Below are 20982 nucleotides of genomic sequence, written 5' to 3'. Positions count from 1 at the left end.
TCATTACCTGCTTTGGATGAGTAAACAAGATGCATTGGCTTTTGCTGTTATTGAATGTACTATTCCGGGCTTAATATGAAATTCATCAAAATAATTCAACTCAACGGTTGCCTCCGAATCACTATAAACCACTACACCACTAAGCACATATAGTATTGCATTACTTGAAGTTTTATGATCAGTCATAATCATTCCACTCTTAAATAAAATGCTATACACTTTAAATTGCCCATCATTCGCAAGGATTGTAGCTACAGGATGCGTAGATTTTTCAAGCTTGAGTAAAGCGTCTTTTAATTTCATAGGTCTTTTTTAATAAATATTCTTAAAGAAATTAACAATGGAATTAATGTCCATGCAGTCAAAACCATAAATGCAATTATCATCCCGACATTTGTTCCGAAATAATTTTTAAAAATTGCCCCGGTGTAGCCCATAAGCGCAGATGAATCCATTTGCAACAAATTAAAAATCCTGGTGAGATCGAGTGGGCTTAAAATTGAAAGCAGCACCATAGGCTTTTCGATAGGGTATTCGCCAAATTGAAATAACAAAAAAAGCACTAGTCCATCAAATATTAGCGCAAAATACAACCAAACCATAATTGCAATGCCAATTCCCTTTGCTTTGTCGCGACTGCTTATAGCAGAAAGAAAAGCGATAGAAGTAAATACCAATGTAATTAAACACCCTGTTATAACTAGGGTAATTGCTGCTGCAAATTCACAAAAAATAAACACCGGCAAGCCTACCGCTAATAAAAAAGCACTTGTTAAACTCAGGGCTAGTCCGCTGTAAAGACTTAACCAAATTGTTTTTCGCTTAACTGGCTGGCCTGTCAAAAGCTCAATAAACTCAGCACTATTATATAAATATATTGTCGAGAACAATAATGCCATAAGCGGAACTACTAATAAAACAACATTTAATAGTGTGAGCAACCCTTTATTACTGCTATCTTCCAGCATAAAAACGCCCCATGACAATATCGTTAAAATAATAGCATATGCAACAACAATCTTATTTTTAACGATATCTATTAATACAAAATAAACAATTTTACTCATTAAAAAGATTTTTTTAAGATATGAGTTATAGCTTTTGAAATAGTTTGCTCCCCTGTTTCTTCTTTTATCATGGCTGTTTTTTTATGGAAAAGTATTTGGCCCTCCTCCATAAAAACAACTTCTGAAACAATGTCATCTAAATCGGCTAAGAGGTGAGAAGAAATTAATAATAACTTTCCATTATTCCTTTCCTTTATAATTTTTTCCTTAAGTAATTCTGCAGACAGCGGATCTAAACCTGCTGTGGGTTCATCAAGAATCAAAACCTTCGGATTAAACATAAATGCTAAAACTGCACTTACTTTTTGCCGTGTACCACCGCTGAGTGTGGACATTTTTTTTGCCTTTAGTTCATCAATTCTAAATTGAACATATAAATCTTCGTCAGATTGCATACTGTTGCCTCTAAGTAGTTTCACTGTTTCAATAACCTGTCCTATATTCATATTTTCAGGATAACGACCAATCTGTGGCATATAGCCTATATCTTTTCGATATTTAAATTGATTGCGAATATCTAGGCTATCAAACAATATCTGACCTGAATCAGGAATTACCATACTCAATATGGATTTTATCATTGTTGTTTTACCGCAACCATTTGGCCCCACTAATGCAATACATTCTCCTTGATTAAACGAAAGTTGAATATTTTTCAGCACACTTAATTTGCCAAATTTTTTTGATATGTTATTTATAACAATCATATAATTATAGACTTCATACTTGGTGTTTTATCAATAAAATTATCCGGCGTAATTGAAGGAAACATTTTTTCAGATTTGTCTAACATCGTAACAAAGAAGCTTCTGTATAGCAACATTGCCGAAGGTATATTTTCTACAACCACACTATACATGCTTAACGGGTGAAAAGGCACATCGCCAATTCCATCGTGGTTCAAATCATATCCAGAGTATTTATCCCAATAATTTAATTCAAATGTATTGAGCACATTTGTGCCGTTGGTACTCACATCAAAGGTATTGGCCAGGAAATCGTTGTTACGCAAAACATTATCCATACAACTCGCTTGAATTTGCAAAGCCCAGCCATTTTGTTCGAATACATTCCGTTCAAGGATAATGCGATTAGTGCCTTCCATATAAATTCCGGTAGTATTATTGGCAAACGTATTTCCCGAAATGTAACTATCTGATATCTCCTTGAGTAATAATCCATATGCTGCATCACCCCAATTTTCTTCGAAATGGTTGTTCATCATCGTTACATTTTTTGTAAACATTACAGCAACTCCAGCACCATTACTCTTGAAAATATTAGAAAAATAGGAATCGTCGTTTGAAAACATAAAATGGAGGCCATACCTGATATTATCATGTGAAATATTTCTCCAAATAACGGAATAAGTTACAAATTCAAAATAAATACCATCTCTATGACCACTTATTTCATTACCAATTATTTGCAAGCTATCGCTCTTCCAGCAATGTATGCCATTTCCGATTTGCTGTTCATCTTTGTTTAATGCAACAATTAAATTATTTTTAATAGTGCATTTATGGCCTTGTTGTATATATACGCCGAAAAAATTATCATACAATATATTATTCGTAATTGTAATATTAGATACATTAATGATTTTTACACCACCCGGGTCATCCAATGTTGCAAAGCCGGAGTGTTGAATTTTAAATCCACTGATACTTACATTATTCGATTTAATAGTAATTACCTCGAATCGCCTGTCGCCGTCTATTACAGGAAAATTTTCGCCAATGAATGTGATTGCCTTTTCAATTGAAATATTACCCTCTTTGTAAAAACCTGATAATACGATTATTGTATCGCCGTCAACCGCATCAGCAATTGCTGATTTGATAGTTTGATAGGGGTTTAATTTCCCAACTACCAAAGTATTAGCGGTTGACCAATTTGCATAAACCAATGCACAAGTAAATAAGATGAAACTAATCACACTCATAATTGAATTAATTTATCCCAAGTAAAAATTTCTCCGGTATCTGCTTCGGCATAAATTGCCGCACTCGCTTTACTTTCAAATGCAGGCGAATTACCACCCATAGGACTTTGAAGGCTTCTTGATTTAATAAAGTAAGCTTGATTTACATTTAACCAATTTGTAGGACTATTAAAATTTGTAACCCAAATAGATCCAATTGCAATCTGCTTATTATCATTAAGGTAATTAATCAAACAGGTAACATCATCAAATTTGTATACGCGTCCTTTATCGGTAATTAATTGCGCGGCATATCTACTATCGGCTATTGTCATTTTGCATGAGGAACAATGGTCATAGTTTAAGTTAATTACTTCCGGTCCCTTCGGGCTGCATGAAGTAGCCAATATTGATACTAAAAATAATGCAGTTACAGTATGTTTCGGTTTCCTAAATTTTTTCAGCAAGTTTAATTCAACTATCACGGCTATTAATAGCAATGCGCCACTGCTAATAAACAACCAACCACCTATATCAGGAATTGAATACGCCCCAAAATTTAACAATTGTTTAAAGCCGATTAATGGCGGCTGATAGGCCATACCGGGCACAATAATTGCTGCGTTAGGATCTAAATTATGACCATAATTGTATTCCCATCTCCAAAAATCAATCATTGCAACAACACCGAATATTACAAATAGTATAAAGACTGCATACAATAATTTTTTATTGCCAATTAGACTTGACAGCAAAATTATTAATGCAAAAAGTCCAATAAGATAGGGTAAAATTGTAAATTCAATAAAGTTCTCAGTATGTAAAGTTTGCATACCGATGTAATGATTTAATCCATTAATTATTTCAACATCCCCGGCAATATCATCCGGATAAATCAGCAACACTAAACCTTCAGGATACTGCGGAGCTGCGAGTTCTATTCGCCAAAGCGGCACGAACAATGAAATCACCAAAGCAACTGCACCGGCAAAGCATAAAATCCTTGTTAAAATTGAAATCTTCGAGCTACGCATAACTTTTGCAATTTAATTGGCATTAAAAAAGGGAACAGATAGTTTATACGATATCTGTTCCCTTTATATTGATATCGATTATTTAGGAGTACTTGAATTCTTGCCTAAGCTGAATGAAATTGGCACATTACTACCTGCAGGCGAAACGCGAATATATCCTTGCATTTCTTGATGTAATGCACTGCAAAAGTCGGTGCAATACATCGGGAAAATTCCGGTACGATCCGGCTTCCACAACAATGTTGCAGTTTCACCCGGCATTATTAACAACTCAGCATTTGCAGCACCTTTAACGGCAAATCCATGCGGTACATCCCAGTCTTGTTCTAAATTGGTTACATGGAAATAAACCTCATCTCCCAATTTAATGCCTTCAATATTATCCGGTGAAAAGTGAGATCTAACGGAGGTCATATAAACGTGTACCTTATTTCCTTCCCTTACAACACGTGAATCTTTTTCAGATTTTGTTGCATAAGGGTGCTGGTTATCTTCTATTTTATAGATTTTTAATTGGCCATTATTTCTAATAATGTCAGCCGGTGCCGACTGTGCATAATGTGGTTCACCAATTGTTGGATAGTCTAGAATTAGTTGCATCTTATCACCGCTTATGTCATACAATTGTGCACTTTGCGCTAATTCCGGACCCGTTGGCAAATACCTGTCCTTAGTAATTTTATTATATGCAATTAAATATTTAGGTGATGGCTTGCGGGTATTTCCACCAGGAATACTTAAGTGACCAACAGAATAAAATGTTGGCACTCTATCAACCACTGCTAAATCTTTAATATTCCATTTTACAACTTCCGATGAAACAAAAAATGAGGTATAAGCAAATCCATTACCATCAAATTCAGTGTGCAATGGACCTAAGCCCGGTTTTTTTACTTCACCGTATAATGCTGATTCGTATTTAATTACCGGTATACCTTCAAATTCACCATCAAAAGCTTTGTCTTCAATAGCTTTAATCATTTTATCAAAACTAAAAACAGGTATTATCGCTGCTAATTTACCACTGCCTACAATATATTCTCCCGTTGGGTCAACATCGCAACCATGTGGTGATTTAGGGCATGGAATAAAGTAACAAATTTCTTTTAATTCAGCTACATCTAATACAATAACTTCTGTTTCCATTTCAGAAACTGCAGTATGTGTTGCTTCATTATAAGTATTATGTGCATACTTTACAGGCATTGTTTTTCCTTTTCCGGCTTTTAAATATTCTTCTGCTTTTTTCCAGTTCACTGCCATTATAAAATCTTTATCTTTTTGCGATGCATTTACTTCCAACAATGTATTTGCTTGTTCAGTATTATAACAGCTAAAGAAAAACCAACCATGCGATTTTGCCCTTCCGCAACGTGCCAAGTCAAAATTCACACCCGGTGTTTTTAATTGAAATGCAATATTCATTTCTCCTGTTGTAGGGTCAACACTTACAAAGCTGATATGTCCTTTAAAATTCTCCTTATATGAATCTATAGGAACGTCGCCGCCTGCTCCATCAGGTGGAACACTAAACCTTGTGCCTGCAACAATATATTCTGAATTCTCGGTACCAAATGGTGAACTGTGATTACCACCGCTATTTGGCAATTCAAGAATTTCGGCTGTTTTAAATGTTTTTAAATCGATACGTGCTAATCGAGGTGTATTCTTGGCATTTGCAAAAACCCATTTTCCATTAATTTCGCCGTTCGTTTGTGATAATTCGGTATGATGTAAATCGTCCCAAGGCACAAAACCGTGTGATGTATTTAACATTGGTTTAGTTTCTTCACTATAACCCCAACCTTTTTCAGGGTCAACAGAAAAAACAGGTATCACCCGTAATAACCTGCCACTTGGAATACCATACACCGACATTTGTCCGCTGAATCCTCCGGAAACAAAATTGTAATATTCATCGTACTCTCCCGGAGCGACATAAGCTTTTTCTGCTGCATCGCCACTAATGGCATTTGCTACATTTTTGGGTTTACATGCACTGAGCGTAAACAAAATGAATAACGAAATAAGCAGTGTTATTCTGCTTATAGGTAGTTGCTTATTTTTCATATATTTATAATTAATGTGATAAATTATTTTACGCCATCATTTTTACGCATAAATTCAACAATCTTGCGCGCATCTTGATCTACAAGATTTTGATTTGGCATGCGCACCAAACATATTTCGAGTTGAGCTTGTAATTGAGGATCTTTATCAATCATAGGTTCAGGATTTGTAATGAAGTTCATTATCCAATAGGCAGTTCTGCGGGATGTAACACCTTGCCAACCGGGACCAACCAGTCTTTCATTAGTTAATTTGTGACATGACTGACATTTTGTACTTGCAATAGCTTCACCTTCTGCAGCCATAGCATCGTCTAATGGACCAAGAACTACATTCTCAGCCGTAAATTTTCCTACACCCCTATTTGGATCATAAGATTCAATATCTGCTACCATGCTTTTTGGAGGTGTCCCCGAATTGGCCCCTTTTTCAGCACCGGAACCTCCACATGCCATTATTAATGTTAACAGGAAGAGAGTAGATAAACCATAAATTGTAGCTTTCATAACATATCGATTTTGTTGATACAAAAGTATCTCGGCATGTTCCAGCGGTTTATGATTGAAATCATAAACGCCTCATTCTTTATTGCAGTGATTATAAGCGAAAAAAACCACAAAATAAATACTTTTGCAGGTGCAAATTTTTAGTGTAATTGAAGCTGTTTACGTCCAATTACTAAATTAAAAAAATGTTGCATAGCAAATTATTGCGCAGAAAGTGTTGCATAAATAATCTGAAAAATTAAATAGCCAATCTTGATAGCAAGTAAAAAAATGCACCTTACAAAATTAACAAGCTTAATCTACTCTGCTATCAATAATTTTTTCCAATGCATACATTTCATCCCTTAATCTGGCGGCTTCCAAAAAGTCCATGTCTTTTGCAGCCTGCAACATTTTTTTCTTTGCAGCAATAATTGCTTTTTCCAACTGTGGTTTGCTCATTAAATGCATACAACCGGATCGGCAACAAGTCCCATTTCCATTCTGTCTTGTGGTTCCAGATATGGTTGCGGATCGTCTTTTCTTGCACCTTGTCCGATATTATGTTTAAATATATCGTCAGTCGATTTTAAAATTGTTGTTGGCGTAATATTATGTTCTGTATTATAAGCAATTTGTTTTGCTCTGCGACGGTTGGTTTCATCAATAGTACGTTGCATACTTTCGGTAATTTTATCGGCATACATAATTACTTTTCCGTTCGAATTTCTCGCAGCACGTCCTGCAGTTTGAGTAAGGCTTCGTGTATTGCGTAAAAATCCTTCTTTATCTGCATCTAAAATTGCAACCAACGAAACTTCCGGTAGGTCCAATCCTTCTCGCAATAAATTTACACCGACTAAAACATCTATTTTTCCTAAGCGTAAATCGCGTAATATTTCAACACGTTCCAATGTTTCTACTTCACTGTGAATGTATTTACATTTCACACTCATTTTTAATAAATATTTCGATAATTCTTCCGACATCCGTTTGGTTAATGTTGTAACCAAAACGCGTTCGTTTACTTTTATTCGTTCATCAATTTCGTGCAATAAATCATCAATTTGATTTAATGATGGGCGCACTTCAATTGGCGGATCCAATAAACCTGTCGGGCGCACTACCTGTTCAATAATAACGCCTTCACTTTGTTTCAATTCAAAATCGCCCGGTGTTGCACTAACATAAACCGTTTGATTTAATAATCCCATAAATTCATCAAAATTTTGCGGACGGTTGTCCATCGCGCTTGGCAAGCGGAATCCATATTCTACCAGGTTCATTTTTCTGGCTCTGTCGCCACCATACATGGCACCCACCTGAGGAATGGTAGCGTGGCTTTCATCAATTACCAATAAATAATCATCCGGAAAATAATCAATTAAACAAAATGGTCGCTGCCCTGATTTTCTCCTGTCGAAAAAACGCGAATAATTTTCAATACCGGAACAGTATCCTAATTCTTTAATCATTTCAATATCAAAATTCACACGTTCACTTAAACGTTTGGCTTCAATATATTTTCCGATACTTTCAAAATAAGTTACCTGAGCATCTAATTCAGCATGAATTTCGTGAATAATTGATGGCAGAATATCTCGTGGAGCAATATATAAATTAGCAGGAAAAATTGCTACGTTTTTTTGTTTCTCCGTTGCCTTTCCAGTTTCGGGATTAAACACTTCTATTTCTTCCACTTCATCCCCAAAAAATGTAATCCGGTAACCATGATCGGCATAGGCCAAAAATATATCCACCACATCACCATTTACCCGAAAATTACCTCTTTTAAAATCCAAAGCTGCCCTCGAATACAACGCATCTACCAGTCGGTGCAACAAATAATTTCTTGAAATTTTATCCCCAACATTCACCCGAACAACACTTTCTTTAAACTCGGTCGGATTGCCCATACCATAGATACAGGAAACAGTTGCCACAACAATTACATCTCGCCGCCCACTTTGTAAACTGGACGTAGTTTTGAGGCGTAATTTTTCAACCTCTGCGTTAATAGCCAAATCTTTTTCAATAAAAGTATCGGTAGTTGATATATATGCCTCCGGCTGATAATAGTCGTAATAACTCACAAAATATTCCACTGCATTTTCAGGAAAAAACTGTTTAAACTCACCATACAATTGCGCAACCAGGGTTTTGTTATGCGATAAAATAAGGGTTGGTTTTTGCGTTTGCTGAATCAGATTGGCAATGGTAAACGTTTTACCACTACCTGTAACACCTAATAAAACCTGTGCCGGCTCACCGGCTTCAATACCTTCAGTAAGTTGTTTTATGGCTTCCGGCTGGTCGCCGGTTGGGGTAAATTTGCTGGTAAGTTTAAATTCCATATTGCAAGCGTAAAAAAATCGAAATGAACCTCAAATATACACAGTGAAATGCACTGACAAAGGTTAAAACAATTAAAACATGGAATGGTTTCCTTAACTTTGCGCAAAATTAAATTATGCGTTTCAGAGATATTACCTCAATTACCGGAATGGGCGGCTTGTATAAAATGGAATCCCACAAGCCATCAGGGCTCATAGTTACTTCATTAACAGAGGGTTGGACAAAATTTATTTCTAACCGGGAACATTTATTTTCCCCACTCGATAATATTTCCATCTACACCGCTGACGATACTGTTGAATTGCTTGATGTTTTGTTAAAAGCTTATGCACAAAAAGACAGTAATCCACCGGTAGATGCAAAATCAGATAATGCAACCCTATCTGCCTATTTTGAAAAAGTATTACCGGATTACGATAAAGAAAAAGTGCACTTCAGCGACATTAAAAAATTTATAAAATGGTTTGCCATTTTAGATGAAAAAGGTGTTTTAGCTACTGAAGTTGAAGAAAAAGCAATTGCTGAAGCAAAAGAAAAAATGGACGAAGAATCAGGCAAAGAACAAGTTGCTAAAGAAGAAAAAGAATAAATTAATTTTAACTATAAAATCAAAACGCCAATCTTATTGCAAGATTGGCGTTTTTTGTTAATCAAAATTACAAAATGGAATTAATTCTTAAAAAACTGTTTCGTAGTTGCACCCTGTGCATTACTTATGCGTACAAAATACATTCCTGAATTAAGATTATCTACCGGCAACGAAAATGTTCCGTTCGAATAATCAAAACTGTTTGCTGAAACCAATCTTCCGTTTAAATCTATGATGTCAATAATAATTGCATCGTTTACAGCTGTAGCAACAGTTAAATTTAGTTCATCCTGCACCAGCGCCTGAATATCAAATCGGATATTATTTATTTGTTCAATGGTTAACGGAATATTATCCGGGTCTTCCGACATTCTAACCGATGAAGTAAATATTTTATCACCTGAAGCATTATCGCCATTATTACTTGCATTTACCGCAACATAAAATGTTACATCACCATGCGCGTCTTCCGGCGTCCAGTTAAAAGTCCAGGTTCTGCTGCCGGTTCCGGCTGTTCCGGTTAGTGTATGGGTAATATATTTTCCGCCTCCAACAAATTTGGTATCTGTTGCACTGATTAAATCCATTGAGCCCAATACATCACCGTCTTCGTTTTGAGGTGATGCCTGGAAACCAAATTTAACTACATCCAATTCTTCTACCGTTACTGTAACTAAATAAGTTTCCCCTGATAAATAACCACTTGCCGGAACATTTGTAATAATTAAACCATCTTTTGGCACGGCCGATCCGGTATGGCAGTCAACATGTGCGCATGACTTTCCGTCACCCGGAGAGCCCGTATTTGCAGACGGCGCACCATTTTCCTTTGCACTTGCAATAGTAGATAAACCACTGATGATTGAGATAATAAGTGTTAACGCGAGGAGATGATACGCCTTGATTTTTTTCATTTCTTTGATTTAAAAATTAAATATATGTAGTTACATGTATGTTTATACATATAAACACAAAAATGACAATTTAGTTACACATTTCCTAATCTTGTTTTTAGGCTTCCAGCATTTGTTCGGCAGCTTTTCCTGCCCAAACTTTGTGTATGATTTTGGAGATGATGCCTTTTGCATCGACGATAAATGTTAAACGATGAATTGTGGTAATTGTTTTACCCATAAACAATTTATCGCCATAAACGCCATAAGCTTTAACAATGGTTAAATCTGTATCCGCCAATAATGTAAAAGGCAGTTGATATTTTTGAGCGAACTTTTTTTTCGAGTCTACCGCTGCGTGTGAAACACCAATAACCGTTAAACCGGCTTTTTGCAGTGCAGTATAATTGTCGCGAATGTTACAAGCCTGCTTTGTACAGGTTTCAGTGTCATCGTTGGGATAAAAATACAAGGCATAAGGTTTACCTTTTAAAGTTGTGGAATTAAATAATTTTCCATTTTGGTCGTATGCTTTAAATGCAGGAGCTTTATCACCAACTTTAAGATGAGTGATGGATGTAACAATTGCCATTATGTGATATTAAAAATTAGGTCTTAAATGTGAAGTGGCATAAAATGCAGAAATGTGTTTCACCACCTCTTCAGCATCATCTGTGATATAAAATAAATCCAAATCTTCTTCACTGATATTATGTTCTTTATGCAACATTGTTTCACGAACCCAAGCCAATAATCCTTTCCAATAGGCTTTACCTACAAGAATAACAGGAACGCGTTCAATTTTATGGGTTTGAATTAATGTTAGTGCTTCGAACATTTCATCTAATGTTCCAAAACCACCCGGCATAAAAATAAATGCCTGTGCATATTTTACAAGCATTACTTTGCGGACAAAAAAGTATTTGAAATTTATCAGTTTATCATAATCAATATAAGGATTATGACTTTGTTCATATGGTAATTCGATATTTAATCCTACTGATTTCCCGCCTTCTTTATAAGCACCTTTGTTGCCGGCTTCCATAATACCGGGTCCGCCGCCTGTTATAATACCAAATCCTTCATGTACAAGTTTAGCTGCAATTTGTTCCGACAATTTATAATACTTATGATCGGGTTTTGTTCTGGCTGAACCATAAATTGAAACACATGGCCCAATTTTATCCATAGTTTCGAATCCATCAACAAACTCTGCCATTATTTTAAACATTCGCCAGCTCGACTGCGCACTTAATTCGGTCCAGTCTTTTACTTTAAACAATTTTTTCTTGCGATACTTCTCAGCCATATAATTATAATTTAACTTGTTTATTGCGGTTCGAGGATGAAATTAGTAATAATCCAACGAATGTCAAAATACCATTAATAAGCAATAATTCGTAACCTATCTGATATCCATTAAATAATTCTTTTGAATGTATATTCAGATAATAAGATAAAAACGGTGGTATCAAACATACCAGTAAAACTATCTTATCAAAAATTAAACGTTTGGTAATAATACCAAATGCAAACAATCCTAATAAAGGCCCGTAGGTATATCCTGCCACTGCAAATACCTGATTAATAACAGCATCATTATTTATTGCATTAAAAACAATAATCACACCTAACAATAATACGGCAAACAGCACATGTATGATATGGCGTTGTTTTTTATGTTCCGGTGTTTCTTGTTTTGAAACATCCCAACCCAAAATATCTATACAAAAAGAGGTGGTTAATGTTGTTAATACTGAATCGGCGCTGGAAAAAGTTGCTGCGGCAATTCCTAAAATAAATACGATAGCAGCAAAAACACCGAGATGGTCCAAAGCGAGTATCGGGAATAAATAATCTGTCCGGTCGGGAGCAGCAATACCCATTACACCAATGTATTCATACAATAATGCACCGAGTGAAACAAACATTAAATTGATAAAAATAAGCACCACACTAAACCAGATAATATTTTTTTGTGCTTCCGGCAACGTGCGCATACTTAAGTTTTTTTGCATCATGTTTTGATCAAGGCCGGTCATTACCACCGCAATTAATGCGCCGCTGATAAATTGTTTCCAGAAATAATTGGGTGCTTTAACATCCCAAAAAAATATTTGATTGTGTTCACTGTGCAATACTGTATTTACAATACCGCCAAAATCTAAATGTAAAGCATTGGAAATGGCAAGTATGGACAGAATAACACCGAGTAATAAAAATGATGATTGCAAGGTATCGGTCCAAACCAGTGTTTTAATTCCGCCGCGGTAAGTATATAATAAAATCAAAATTATAACAATAGAAACAGTTACTTCAAATGGCACACCCCAAGGGTCGAAAATAAATAATTGCAAAACGGTAGCTGAAACATATAATCGAAACGCTGCGCCAACCAAACGCGATACAATAAAATAAAACGAACCGGTTTTTTGTGCATTTTTCCCAAAACGTTGTCCGAGATAGGTATAAATGGAGGTGAGATTTAATTTATAATACAGCGGTAATAAAACAACAGCAATAATAAAATAACCCAATAAATAACCAATTACAATTTGCATATAACCAAATTGCTGAGTGGCAACATTTCCGGGCACTGAAACAAATGTTACTCCACTTAATGAGTCACCAATTAATCCAAATGCCACGGCGTACCAAGGAGATGATTTATTACCGAGGTAGTAAGAATTTTGAGTTGCCTTACGCGATGTAAACCAGGAAATGGTAAACAAACAAAGGAAATAAATGATTAATAATATCAGAAAAAACCAGGTCGACATTGTGTATGGCTTAAGGCTCGAAAGTAAATCTATTTTACAATAAATGTAATTGGGTTATGAACATAAAAAAACGGGAGATCAATTGATGCTCCCGTTTTAAATATTATAGATTAAATTATCTTTTTTTCTTCACTTTATTAATATGACGCGGGCCGGGGCAACCAAGAATATCTTTTGTTGATGTTCTGAAACCCTCTTCAACACCTTTAATCATATTTCGGCTGAGTGTTATACCAAACCACATGTACCAATCATTGTTGGTAGGATCACCTCTCCAGTCGTTGTTTTGATAATCAAATGGTTCACCCAATAAATATTCGCCACTTCGGTTTGAAAGGTTGTATGAATCGATACCGTTTGCTTCAATTAATAAGTTACGATCAACATAAGTGCGGCTCACATCATCCAGATAATCGGTAAATGTCCATCTTGCACCGTATTCTAAACCAACGTTCCAGCGTTCAGTCATCGCGAATTTAAATCCCACCCCAAAAGGAATGGCAAATTCATATAAGCGATATTTTTCACGGAAAGGGAAAATTTCCATTCCCTGACCTTCGGTTCCGAGTGGTTGTAAATCGTACCATTCACCTTCATAATATGCTTGCGGATTAAAATGAAATCCTGCCAAACCTGCGTATGCATATGGTGAAATACGTTGTTTGAATTCTACAGGGCGATAACCCAAAAAGTTATATTCAAAAGTAAAAGCTACTTCAGTAACATTAGATGTAAAACTGAGGTTACGAGCATTGAGGTTTGCGCGATCGCTGTTTTTATCGGCAGCAGAAACGGTTCCGCTGTAAATATTGAATTTGAATCCTTTTTTAGGATCCATGTTGTATTTGATAAATCCACCATAAGCAGGATGAGATTCCTTTAACACCACATAGTCATGGGTCATATCACCATAATAGTTAGCTACACCACCAAACAAACCCACTTCAAAATAGGGTTGCTGGGCAAGCATAGTACCAGAGAGAAACATTAAACCGAGGAGTTGAACTATCTTCATCCGATCTTTGAGTTTGTTTAATTTAAACAAAAATAGTGATTTGTTGGATAACAAGGTAAAATTGACCAGTTATATTAACTTAAAAATGACACTTTTATTGTGTCAGGTGTCGAAAAAAATCAACAGTGTGTGGTTTTGAGCGGGTTAAAGCTTTTGGTTAATCCCCGGACAGGACATCTTTTTCCTTGATTTTTTGAGTCCCGGCTTCTTAGGATTATCGCTGGCTTTATATTTTCTGCTTTCCCATCCCTTTACTTCTATGTTTCTTGAGATGGTTACGCCTGTAAAGATATACCAATCTTTGTTAGTGTCATCACCGCGATACTTTTTATCATCTCTCAGCACTTCGGTTCCGCCATTCATTTCATCGGTACGGTTTGATAACTGCCAGGCAATGTCACCGTTATCGGCTAATAAAATTTCTTTCGCGATGTAGGTTGTGCTTACATCATCGAGGTAATCGGTTTTTGTTTTTCGGTAGCCCATTTCCAGACCGATGTTCCAATATTTGGTAACGGAGCCCTTTATACCAAACCCCATTGGGTAGCCATATTGCGTTAGTTTATATGGTATACGGTCGGGGTAAGCCGGATTGCCCTGTCCTTCTGTTCCAAGTGGTTGCAGGTCGTACCAAACACCGTCATAATTTGCTCTTGGGTTAAAGTGAAACATGGAAACGCCAAAAAAGATATAGGGCGACATGATATTCCACTTGTATTTAGGGTTGTATTTTTTAAGGAATAACTCAAAATAAACAGATGCTTCCTGAATTGGTGTTTGGAAGCTCAAATTGCGCTGTTGTTTCCATTCTTCCGTGGAGTTATCGTCGTTACCGGAAATTAATCCGCTGTAAAGACTGCCTTTAAAGGCCATCCAGTAATTAATATTAAACTTGTAAAATACGCCAAATGCGGAGTGGGTTTCCTTAGGCACAAATGCCACAGGAGCAAGGTCGCCCTGGTAGTTGCTTAAACCACCAAAAACGCCAACCTCAATATATTGCTGAGCACGTGCATGCGAGCACATTAATCCCAGACAAAGGAATAGCACAATTCTTTTCATTAACTTGAACTTGGGTGGTGTCATGGACTGCTGTTGTCAATACAAATATGCTGTATTTAAATCATAAATCGTTGACTCCGGCCACAAAAATAGGCATTTTTGCGGTTTTTAAAAATGTCACAAATTTGGCCCTTTACACGAAATCATACAATTGTATCTATTTTTGTGGGTAGCAATAAATGAAATGAAATCAAAAAAGACAAGCATAATACTGGCACTCTTAGGCGGTAGTGCCGGCGCCGACAGATTCTATCTTGGTCAGAACACAGCGGGATGGGTTACACTCCTCACTTTCTGGCTATTGATTCCCGGAGCTGTGTTTGGTATAATTAAGTTCAACCTGGTGCCTAACTGGGAGCCTTTTATGTTAGGCCGTTTCGCACTGCCTATTGTGTTTCATTTGTATGAAACAGGACGATATATGGTAATGAGTGACCAAAGATTCATGTCACAAGATGAATCAAAAAGTAAAACTTTTCCATTAACCATTGCTTCTTTTGTGATTAGCGCCCTGCTTATAGTTGGCGGAAGTCGCATGCTGAAATCAGCGATGGTGGTGGATATCGTAGAAGCAGATGTGAGTGCCGTATTGTCTGCCGAAGCAATGTCACAAGAATTTAGAACTGATGAAGAAGTTTACCGCAAAAAGTATGATAACCTTGTGTTACAAATTGAAGGAGAAGTAAGCGAAACAGGAAACGATTTTGAAGCAGGTTCATACTTTGCATTAAAAGGCTTAAACAATGACCCATTCGGAATTAAATGTTATTTCCTCGAGCAAAATGTAGCTGATGCCAATATGGTTAAGTTGGGCGATAAAATTATTATGAAGGGTGTTGCAAACGGCAACAAACTGGAAAATTGTAAAGTAATCAGTATTAACGGGAAAAAGGTTTCTCAATAATTAATTAACGGCGAGCGTGAATTTACCTTCTCAATGGATGGAACAAGCGGTGTCGGCATTTTCAAAATTGCCCGGCATCGGAAAAAAAACGGCATTGCGGCTGGTACTGCATTTATTAAAACAAAAAAAAGAAGATGTTGAAGCATTTTCAAATGCCATTCTGAAACTTAAAACCGATATTTATTTTTGCCCCAATTGTAATAATATTGCGGATATTGCCGGAAGTAACTGCACCATTTGCAACAACGGCAAACGCGACCATAAAGTAATTTGTGTGGTTGAAAGTTTGCGCGATTTAATTGCCATTGAAAGCACGAATCAGTTTTTTGGTGAATATCATATATTAGGTGGGGTAATTTCACCAATGGAAGGTGTTGGCCCTGAGCAACTGTTTATAGATAAATTGATTGACAAAGCGAACTCAGGAAATTACACTGAAATAATTATGGCGCTTAATCCAAATATCGAAGGAGACACAACGGTATTTTATATCACAAAAAAAATTACGAATAAAAATTTAAAAATCACTACCATTGCAAGAGGTATTTCTTTTGGTGGTGAATTGGAATATACTGATGAACTCACTTTAGCGCGTTCATTGGCAACACGACGCCCTTTTGAAAATTACATGCAAAACGAATGACCCAGCTTTCGGTAATTATTGTTAATTATAATGTCAAGTATTTTCTTGAACAAGCTGTTTTATCGGCATTAAAAGCCTGTGCTAAAATTGATGCAGAAATTATTATTATAGATAATCATTCGGTTGATGGCAGTGTAGAATTCATTACCCAAAAATTTGTTCAGCAAGCCGGTCAGCATACACCCGTATCTGTAATTGCCAATCAGCAAAATAGCGGATTTTCGAAAGCAAATAATCAGGGTATTGCTATTGCAAAAGGCAAATATGTTTTACTGCTTAATCCGGATACTGTTGTTGAAGAAGATACGTTTGAAAAATGTATTCATTTTATGGATACTCATCCTGATGCAGGTGGCTTGGGCGTTAAAATGATTGACGGCAAAGGCAATTTTCTACCAGAAAGCAAACGTGGTTTTCCTAGCCCGGAAGTGGCGTTTTACAAGGTTTTCGGATTGGCAAATTTGTTTCCGAAATCGAAAATATTCGGCAAATATCATCTCGGTTTTTTAAGTGAAAATGAAACACATGAGGTTGATGTTTTGGCCGGGGCATTTATGCTTATCAGAAAAGAAGCCCTGGATAAAATCGGCTGGCTGGATGAGGACTTTTTTATGTACGGCGAAGATATTGATTTAAGTTACCGGATTGTAAAAGGCGGATATAAAAACTATTATTTTCCGGAAACAAGAATTATTCACTACAAAGGAGAAAGCACAAAAAAAGCCAGTTTTAATTATGTAAAAATGTTTTATAATGCGATGATTATTTTCGCTCAAAAACATTTTGTTGGTCGACGCGCAGGTGTATTTATATTTTTATTGAATATCGCTATTTATTTCAGAGCTTTTTTAGCAACTACAATGCGCTTTATTCGTGCAATCGCAATGCCTTTATTAGATGCCTTAGTTTTTTTAGGCGGCATGTATGTGGTTAAAGAATATTGGGAATATTATATTAAATATATCGAAGGTGGTCAATATCCCCTAACCTATTTATTGGTTAATATTCCGTTGTATATTATTATATGGATATTATCCATTTTTGTTAGCGGAGGTTACGATAGGTCTACAAATATTTCGCGTATTGTAAGAGGCATGTTTTGGGGAACGATTCTTATTGCAGCTGTTTACGGATTTTTACCGGAAGCCTATCGTTTTTCAAGAGGAATGATTATAGCCGGAGCAGCATTTAATACTGCTTTATTGATTGCAATGCGTTCGGTAATGCATTTTATCAAATACCGGAATTTCCGCTTTGGAGAAACACCAGAGAAAAAAATTCTCATTGTTGGAAACGACGATGAAACCGAACGAGCACATCAGTTATTAAATCAATTGCAATTAGGTAATCAGATTATTGGTTATGTGCGCACTTCAGAAAATAAAAGTCATAATGCGCTTGAACTTGGTGATATTTCGATGTTAAACGAATTGATTCAGGTATATAAAGCAAATGAAATTATTTTTTGTGCAAAAGATATCAGTAGTCAGGAAATAATAAATCACATGGTAAGCCTTGGACAGCAGATTGATTTTAAAATTATTCCGGACCAGAGTTTAAGTATCATAGGAAGTAATTCAAAAAATTCCGCAGGTGATATTTATACTGTTGACATACAGCTCAAAATTACCCTGCCGGAAAGCAAAAGAGCAAAAAAATGGTTTGATATTATCGTTGCACTTACAGCATTATTACTATCACCAATTCTTATATTTTTTGTTAAAAATAAAGGCGGACTTTTTGCCAATATCGGCAGTGTTTTGTTCAACAAAAAAACCTGGGTGGGCTATTTTCCAAATACTGCTAACGGACAGGTTGTGTTACCGCGTTTGAAAAAAGGTGTATTGTTTCCTGTCACCGGTGGCAATGCTGCAGTAACCGACCCTGCAATTATGGCCAGGGTAAATTTTATTTATGCCAGAGATTACCGCGTTACCGACGATTTAGAGGTTGTTTTAACAAATATCAAGGCGCTGGGAAATTAAATCTACCCCTTAAAAAATTATTTTTGCCTGAAAACAACTAATTTTAGTTTAAGTTACTCATATCAATACCACACGATTAAACATATGAAAAAAGCAGGATTATTTATTTTATTGCTCGCAGGGATGATTCTGGCTAAAGCACAGGCTCCCACGCAACCGAATTTTGTGCTGATTATTGCCGATGACCTTAACGATTACGTTCAGGGTTTCGACGGGCACCCTCAAACCAAAACCCCAAATATTGCAAAAATTGCAAAAAAGGGGACTACCTTCCTGAATGCATATTGCGCCGGACCAAAATGTGCACCAAGCCGCACCAGTTTAATTACAGGTAAGGACACTTACTATACTAAAGTGTATAATAATGATGATATCGGCTGTAAAAATTTCAGGAAAAACTTTACCGTAGCAAATGGCAATCCAACAATTTTTACGATGCCGGAGTTATTAAAAGACAGTGGCGGATACTATACTTATATGTTGAGCAAGGTAATGCATTGTTATGTTGGTTTGCCGGATTATGATACATCGAATGTTCCTGCCTGCGAAAAAGATTTATCGTGGAGCAAGGCATTTTCATACGGACAAGGTGGCGATATGGATGTTATTTTGGATTACGGTGGTGTAAATGATGATGGTGTTAATGGATTTTTCTTTACACCAATTCCAGATTCGCTTGAATCGGAAATGGTAGATTATATTATCACCGATTCTGCAATTTCTTTTATACAAGATTATGCTGATAATCCTGAAACATATTGTAATAAACCATTTTTCCTCACTGTAGGATATAAACGTCCACATGGACCGTTTTACGTTCCTGAAAAATATTTTTTACCATTTTATAATACTGATTATTATCAGGACCCGTATAACAAACCATATAATGATCCTGTAGGCGCAACACCACCAAACGGTGTAGTAATGCCTCCGCAGCCGGATCCGTTGTGGAGTGATTATTATGCATTACCTGACGACTTAGTTGGGAAAGTTTTGAATGAGGAAGACTATGTACATCCTGACTTTTTACAATTTGGCGATATTATGATGGCTGAAGTTCCACCACCACCTATTGGCGCTGGATTAACGGATGCAGAAAAATTATTTATCCTTCAGGAATCAGAACGTGCAAATGGTATTATTGCCTATTTAGCATCAATTAAATTTATGGATGCACAAATTGGTCGTTTTTACAATGAAATAAAATCGCACCCTGAAATATTTAATAATACCGTTTTTATTATCACCAGTGATCACGGATACTCATTAGGTGAAAAAACGCACTGGCGTAAAGGCACCATGTGGGAAACAGATGTGCGTATTCCATTAGTAATTGCCGACATGCGCGCACCTGCGAAAAAAACTACCAAACGTGTGGTTAGTAACTTAGATATTATGCCAACAGTATTAGAAATGGCAGGTGTTGCTTTTCCGCATTTCCCTGATGGCTCTGATTATTTAGATGGAAAAAGTTTATTACCAATTTTGGCCAACCCAAACACTCCGTGGGATCGTCCGGTAGTTTCTGCATTACAATTGCATGGTTACGACGAAGGATTTTGCTTCCCGCAATATAGTGTGCGCGATGATGAGTGGCATTATATCCGCTACCAAACTAATGGTGCAGTTGCACCGGCTTGTAATGAAGCATTAAGTGTATTTCAGGAAGAATTATATCATATCGGTAAAAACAGAAATATTGACCCTTATGAATGGGATAATCTTGCTGATGATCCTGCTTATGATGCTACCAAAGCACATCTTGCTTCTTTTTTACCGGGAGGTGCCAATTATTTACAATTTGACCGAATTGCTACCGATGAAGACATAATTGTTGATGTTCAACAGTTAGGTGTTTTTCCTAACCCAACAAGCGAATTTGCTAATTTCAGGGTGATGGATATTAATCCGGGTGATGCAACATTTAGTATTATAGATATCACAGGTCGTGTAATTCAAACCGACGTGATTACCATTGATGAATACGGTGGATTGGAATTTTCCTACAATGTAAAAACATTGGAACAAGGTTATTATTTCGGTCAGCTAAAACAGGGCGATAAAATATTAACGGTGCAATTTATTGTTGCGCGTTAATTTATAAACGAATTAAAAATTTAAGGCTGTTCATTTGTGGACAGCCTTTTTTATTATAAAGAAATGTTGAAAAATGTAG

20 protein-coding genes are annotated in these 20982 nt (G+C 36.3%); 5 read left to right on the top strand and 15 right to left on the bottom strand.

The features are described 5' to 3' along the window. Window positions 1-3: 3 nt before the first annotated feature. The 9 genes from IPI65_03975 to uvrB all read right to left on the bottom strand — a co-directional run bounded on the left by IPI65_03975 (window position 4) and on the right by uvrB (window position 8934). A complete protein-coding gene (locus tag IPI65_03975; GenBank protein MBK7440704.1) occupies window positions 4-303 on the bottom strand; it encodes a hypothetical protein in 300 nt (99 codons plus the stop codon). Beyond that, window positions 300-1067 (bottom strand): ABC transporter permease, encoded by a 768-nt coding sequence (locus tag IPI65_03970; protein MBK7440703.1) that lies wholly within the window; start codon window positions 1065-1067, stop codon window positions 300-302. The genes IPI65_03975 and IPI65_03970 overlap by 4 nt, the downstream gene beginning before the upstream one ends. Then, complete coding sequence (locus IPI65_03965; protein ID MBK7440702.1) at window positions 1067-1774, bottom strand: ABC transporter ATP-binding protein; 708 nt, start codon at window positions 1772-1774, stop codon at window positions 1067-1069. The genes IPI65_03970 and IPI65_03965 overlap by 1 nt, the downstream gene beginning before the upstream one ends. Then, on the bottom strand, window positions 1771-3012 hold the full coding sequence (locus IPI65_03960) for a nitrous oxide reductase family maturation protein NosD (protein MBK7440701.1): 1242 nt from the start codon (window positions 3010-3012) through the stop codon (window positions 1771-1773). The genes IPI65_03965 and IPI65_03960 overlap by 4 nt, the downstream gene beginning before the upstream one ends. Beyond that, window positions 3009-4025: a nitrous oxide reductase accessory protein NosL gene (locus tag IPI65_03955; protein ID MBK7440700.1), complete on the bottom strand. Its 1017-nt coding sequence runs from the start codon at window positions 4023-4025 to the stop codon at window positions 3009-3011. Before IPI65_03955 ends, IPI65_03960 begins: the two co-directional genes overlap by 4 nt. 78 nt (window positions 4026-4103) lie before the next feature. After that, window positions 4104-6095, bottom strand: coding sequence for a Sec-dependent nitrous-oxide reductase (gene nosZ, locus IPI65_03950; protein MBK7440699.1), 1992 nt, complete (start codon window positions 6093-6095; stop codon window positions 4104-4106). A gap of 23 nt (window positions 6096-6118) precedes the next feature. Beyond that, window positions 6119-6601: a cytochrome c gene (locus tag IPI65_03945; protein ID MBK7440698.1), complete on the bottom strand. Its 483-nt coding sequence runs from the start codon at window positions 6599-6601 to the stop codon at window positions 6119-6121. 294 nt (window positions 6602-6895) lie between these two features. Then, window positions 6896-7042: a UvrB/UvrC motif-containing protein gene (locus tag IPI65_03940; protein MBK7440697.1), complete on the bottom strand. Its 147-nt coding sequence runs from the start codon at window positions 7040-7042 to the stop codon at window positions 6896-6898. Then, on the bottom strand, window positions 7042-8934 hold the full coding sequence (gene uvrB, locus IPI65_03935) for an excinuclease ABC subunit UvrB (GenBank protein MBK7440696.1): 1893 nt from the start codon (window positions 8932-8934) through the stop codon (window positions 7042-7044). The genes IPI65_03940 and uvrB overlap by 1 nt, the downstream gene beginning before the upstream one ends. Before the next feature lie 116 nt (window positions 8935-9050). On the opposite strand from uvrB, the gene IPI65_03930 reads away from it, so the two are divergent. Continuing rightward, window positions 9051-9524: a DUF5606 domain-containing protein gene (locus IPI65_03930; GenBank protein MBK7440695.1), complete on the top strand. Its 474-nt coding sequence runs from the start codon at window positions 9051-9053 to the stop codon at window positions 9522-9524. A gap of 80 nt (window positions 9525-9604) precedes the next feature. Here IPI65_03930 and IPI65_03925 read toward each other — a convergent pair whose 3' ends face one another. From IPI65_03925 to IPI65_03900, 6 genes are all read right to left on the bottom strand, one after another. Beyond that, window positions 9605-10438: a T9SS type A sorting domain-containing protein gene (locus tag IPI65_03925; GenBank protein MBK7440694.1), complete on the bottom strand. Its 834-nt coding sequence runs from the start codon at window positions 10436-10438 to the stop codon at window positions 9605-9607. Between the two features lie 97 nt (window positions 10439-10535). Continuing rightward, window positions 10536-11009, bottom strand: coding sequence for a thioredoxin-dependent thiol peroxidase (gene bcp, locus IPI65_03920; GenBank protein MBK7440693.1), 474 nt, complete (start codon window positions 11007-11009; stop codon window positions 10536-10538). Window positions 11010-11018: 9 nt separating this feature from the next. Continuing rightward, complete coding sequence (locus tag IPI65_03915; GenBank protein MBK7440692.1) at window positions 11019-11726, bottom strand: TIGR00730 family Rossman fold protein; 708 nt, start codon at window positions 11724-11726, stop codon at window positions 11019-11021. Window positions 11727-11730: 4 nt separating this feature from the next. After that, the gene (locus IPI65_03910; protein MBK7440691.1) at window positions 11731-13197 is read right to left on the bottom strand and encodes a sodium:solute symporter; all 1467 of its coding nucleotides are present in this window, start codon (window positions 13195-13197) and stop codon (window positions 11731-11733) included. A gap of 115 nt (window positions 13198-13312) precedes the next feature. After that, window positions 13313-14212: an outer membrane beta-barrel protein gene (locus IPI65_03905; protein ID MBK7440690.1), complete on the bottom strand. Its 900-nt coding sequence runs from the start codon at window positions 14210-14212 to the stop codon at window positions 13313-13315. 144 nt (window positions 14213-14356) lie between these two features. After that, entirely contained in the window at window positions 14357-15274 is a 918-nt protein-coding gene (locus IPI65_03900) for a hypothetical protein (protein ID MBK7440689.1), read from the bottom strand. 184 nt (window positions 15275-15458) lie between these two features. Here IPI65_03900 and IPI65_03895 point away from each other — a divergent pair, with 184 nt between their 5' ends. The 4 genes from IPI65_03895 (at window position 15459) to IPI65_03880 (ending at window position 20903) form a co-directional block, all read left to right on the top strand. Continuing rightward, entirely contained in the window at window positions 15459-16178 is a 720-nt protein-coding gene (locus IPI65_03895; GenBank protein MBK7440688.1) for an NINE protein, read from the top strand. Window positions 16179-16194: 16 nt separating this feature from the next. Next, on the top strand, window positions 16195-16821 hold the full coding sequence (recR, locus tag IPI65_03890) for a recombination protein RecR (GenBank protein ID MBK7440687.1): 627 nt from the start codon (window positions 16195-16197) through the stop codon (window positions 16819-16821). After that, window positions 16818-18806, top strand: coding sequence for a glycosyltransferase (locus IPI65_03885; protein ID MBK7440686.1), 1989 nt, complete (start codon window positions 16818-16820; stop codon window positions 18804-18806). The genes recR and IPI65_03885 overlap by 4 nt, the downstream gene beginning before the upstream one ends. An 84-nt stretch (window positions 18807-18890) precedes the next feature. Beyond that, window positions 18891-20903 (top strand): sulfatase-like hydrolase/transferase, encoded by a 2013-nt coding sequence (locus tag IPI65_03880; GenBank protein MBK7440685.1) that lies wholly within the window; start codon window positions 18891-18893, stop codon window positions 20901-20903. Window positions 20904-20982 lie beyond the last annotated feature (79 nt).

The sequence above is a fragment of the Bacteroidota bacterium genome (genome assembly GCA_016706255.1).
GTDB lineage: Bacteria > Bacteroidota > Bacteroidia > Chitinophagales > BACL12 > UBA7236.
The sequence above is the reverse complement of the archived record's forward strand: the minus strand, read 5'-3'. Positions and strand labels throughout refer to the sequence as shown.

Excerpts from the sequence above, each read along its gene's own strand:
- IPI65_03930 (MBK7440695.1), top strand. The coding sequence starts at position 9,051 with ATGCGTTTCAGAGATATTACCTCAATTACCGGAATGGGCGGCTTGTAT.
- IPI65_03965 (MBK7440702.1), bottom strand. The coding sequence starts at position 1,774 with ATGATTGTTATAAATAACATATCAAAAAAATTTGGCAAATTAAGTGTG.
- IPI65_03975 (MBK7440704.1), bottom strand. The coding sequence starts at position 303 with ATGAAATTAAAAGACGCTTTACTCAAGCTTGAAAAATCTACGCATCCT.
- IPI65_03925 (MBK7440694.1), bottom strand. The coding sequence starts at position 10,438 with ATGAAAAAAATCAAGGCGTATCATCTCCTCGCGTTAACACTTATTATC.
- IPI65_03885 (MBK7440686.1), top strand. The coding sequence starts at position 16,818 with ATGACCCAGCTTTCGGTAATTATTGTTAATTATAATGTCAAGTATTTT.
- IPI65_03955 (MBK7440700.1), bottom strand. The coding sequence starts at position 4,025 with ATGCGTAGCTCGAAGATTTCAATTTTAACAAGGATTTTATGCTTTGCC.
- IPI65_03880 (MBK7440685.1), top strand. The coding sequence starts at position 18,891 with ATGAAAAAAGCAGGATTATTTATTTTATTGCTCGCAGGGATGATTCTG.
- IPI65_03905 (MBK7440690.1), bottom strand. The coding sequence starts at position 14,212 with ATGAAGATAGTTCAACTCCTCGGTTTAATGTTTCTCTCTGGTACTATG.
- nosZ (MBK7440699.1), bottom strand. The coding sequence starts at position 6,095 with ATGAAAAATAAGCAACTACCTATAAGCAGAATAACACTGCTTATTTCG.
- IPI65_03895 (MBK7440688.1), top strand. The coding sequence starts at position 15,459 with ATGAAATCAAAAAAGACAAGCATAATACTGGCACTCTTAGGCGGTAGT.
- uvrB (MBK7440696.1), bottom strand. The coding sequence starts at position 8,934 with ATGGAATTTAAACTTACCAGCAAATTTACCCCAACCGGCGACCAGCCG.
- IPI65_03940 (MBK7440697.1), bottom strand. The coding sequence starts at position 7,042 with ATGAGCAAACCACAGTTGGAAAAAGCAATTATTGCTGCAAAGAAAAAA.
- bcp (MBK7440693.1), bottom strand. The coding sequence starts at position 11,009 with ATGGCAATTGTTACATCCATCACTCATCTTAAAGTTGGTGATAAAGCT.
- IPI65_03915 (MBK7440692.1), bottom strand. The coding sequence starts at position 11,726 with ATGGCTGAGAAGTATCGCAAGAAAAAATTGTTTAAAGTAAAAGACTGG.
- IPI65_03910 (MBK7440691.1), bottom strand. The coding sequence starts at position 13,197 with ATGTCGACCTGGTTTTTTCTGATATTATTAATCATTTATTTCCTTTGT.
- IPI65_03900 (MBK7440689.1), bottom strand. The coding sequence starts at position 15,274 with ATGAAAAGAATTGTGCTATTCCTTTGTCTGGGATTAATGTGCTCGCAT.
- IPI65_03945 (MBK7440698.1), bottom strand. The coding sequence starts at position 6,601 with ATGAAAGCTACAATTTATGGTTTATCTACTCTCTTCCTGTTAACATTA.
- IPI65_03960 (MBK7440701.1), bottom strand. The coding sequence starts at position 3,012 with ATGAGTGTGATTAGTTTCATCTTATTTACTTGTGCATTGGTTTATGCA.
- IPI65_03970 (MBK7440703.1), bottom strand. The coding sequence starts at position 1,067 with ATGAGTAAAATTGTTTATTTTGTATTAATAGATATCGTTAAAAATAAG.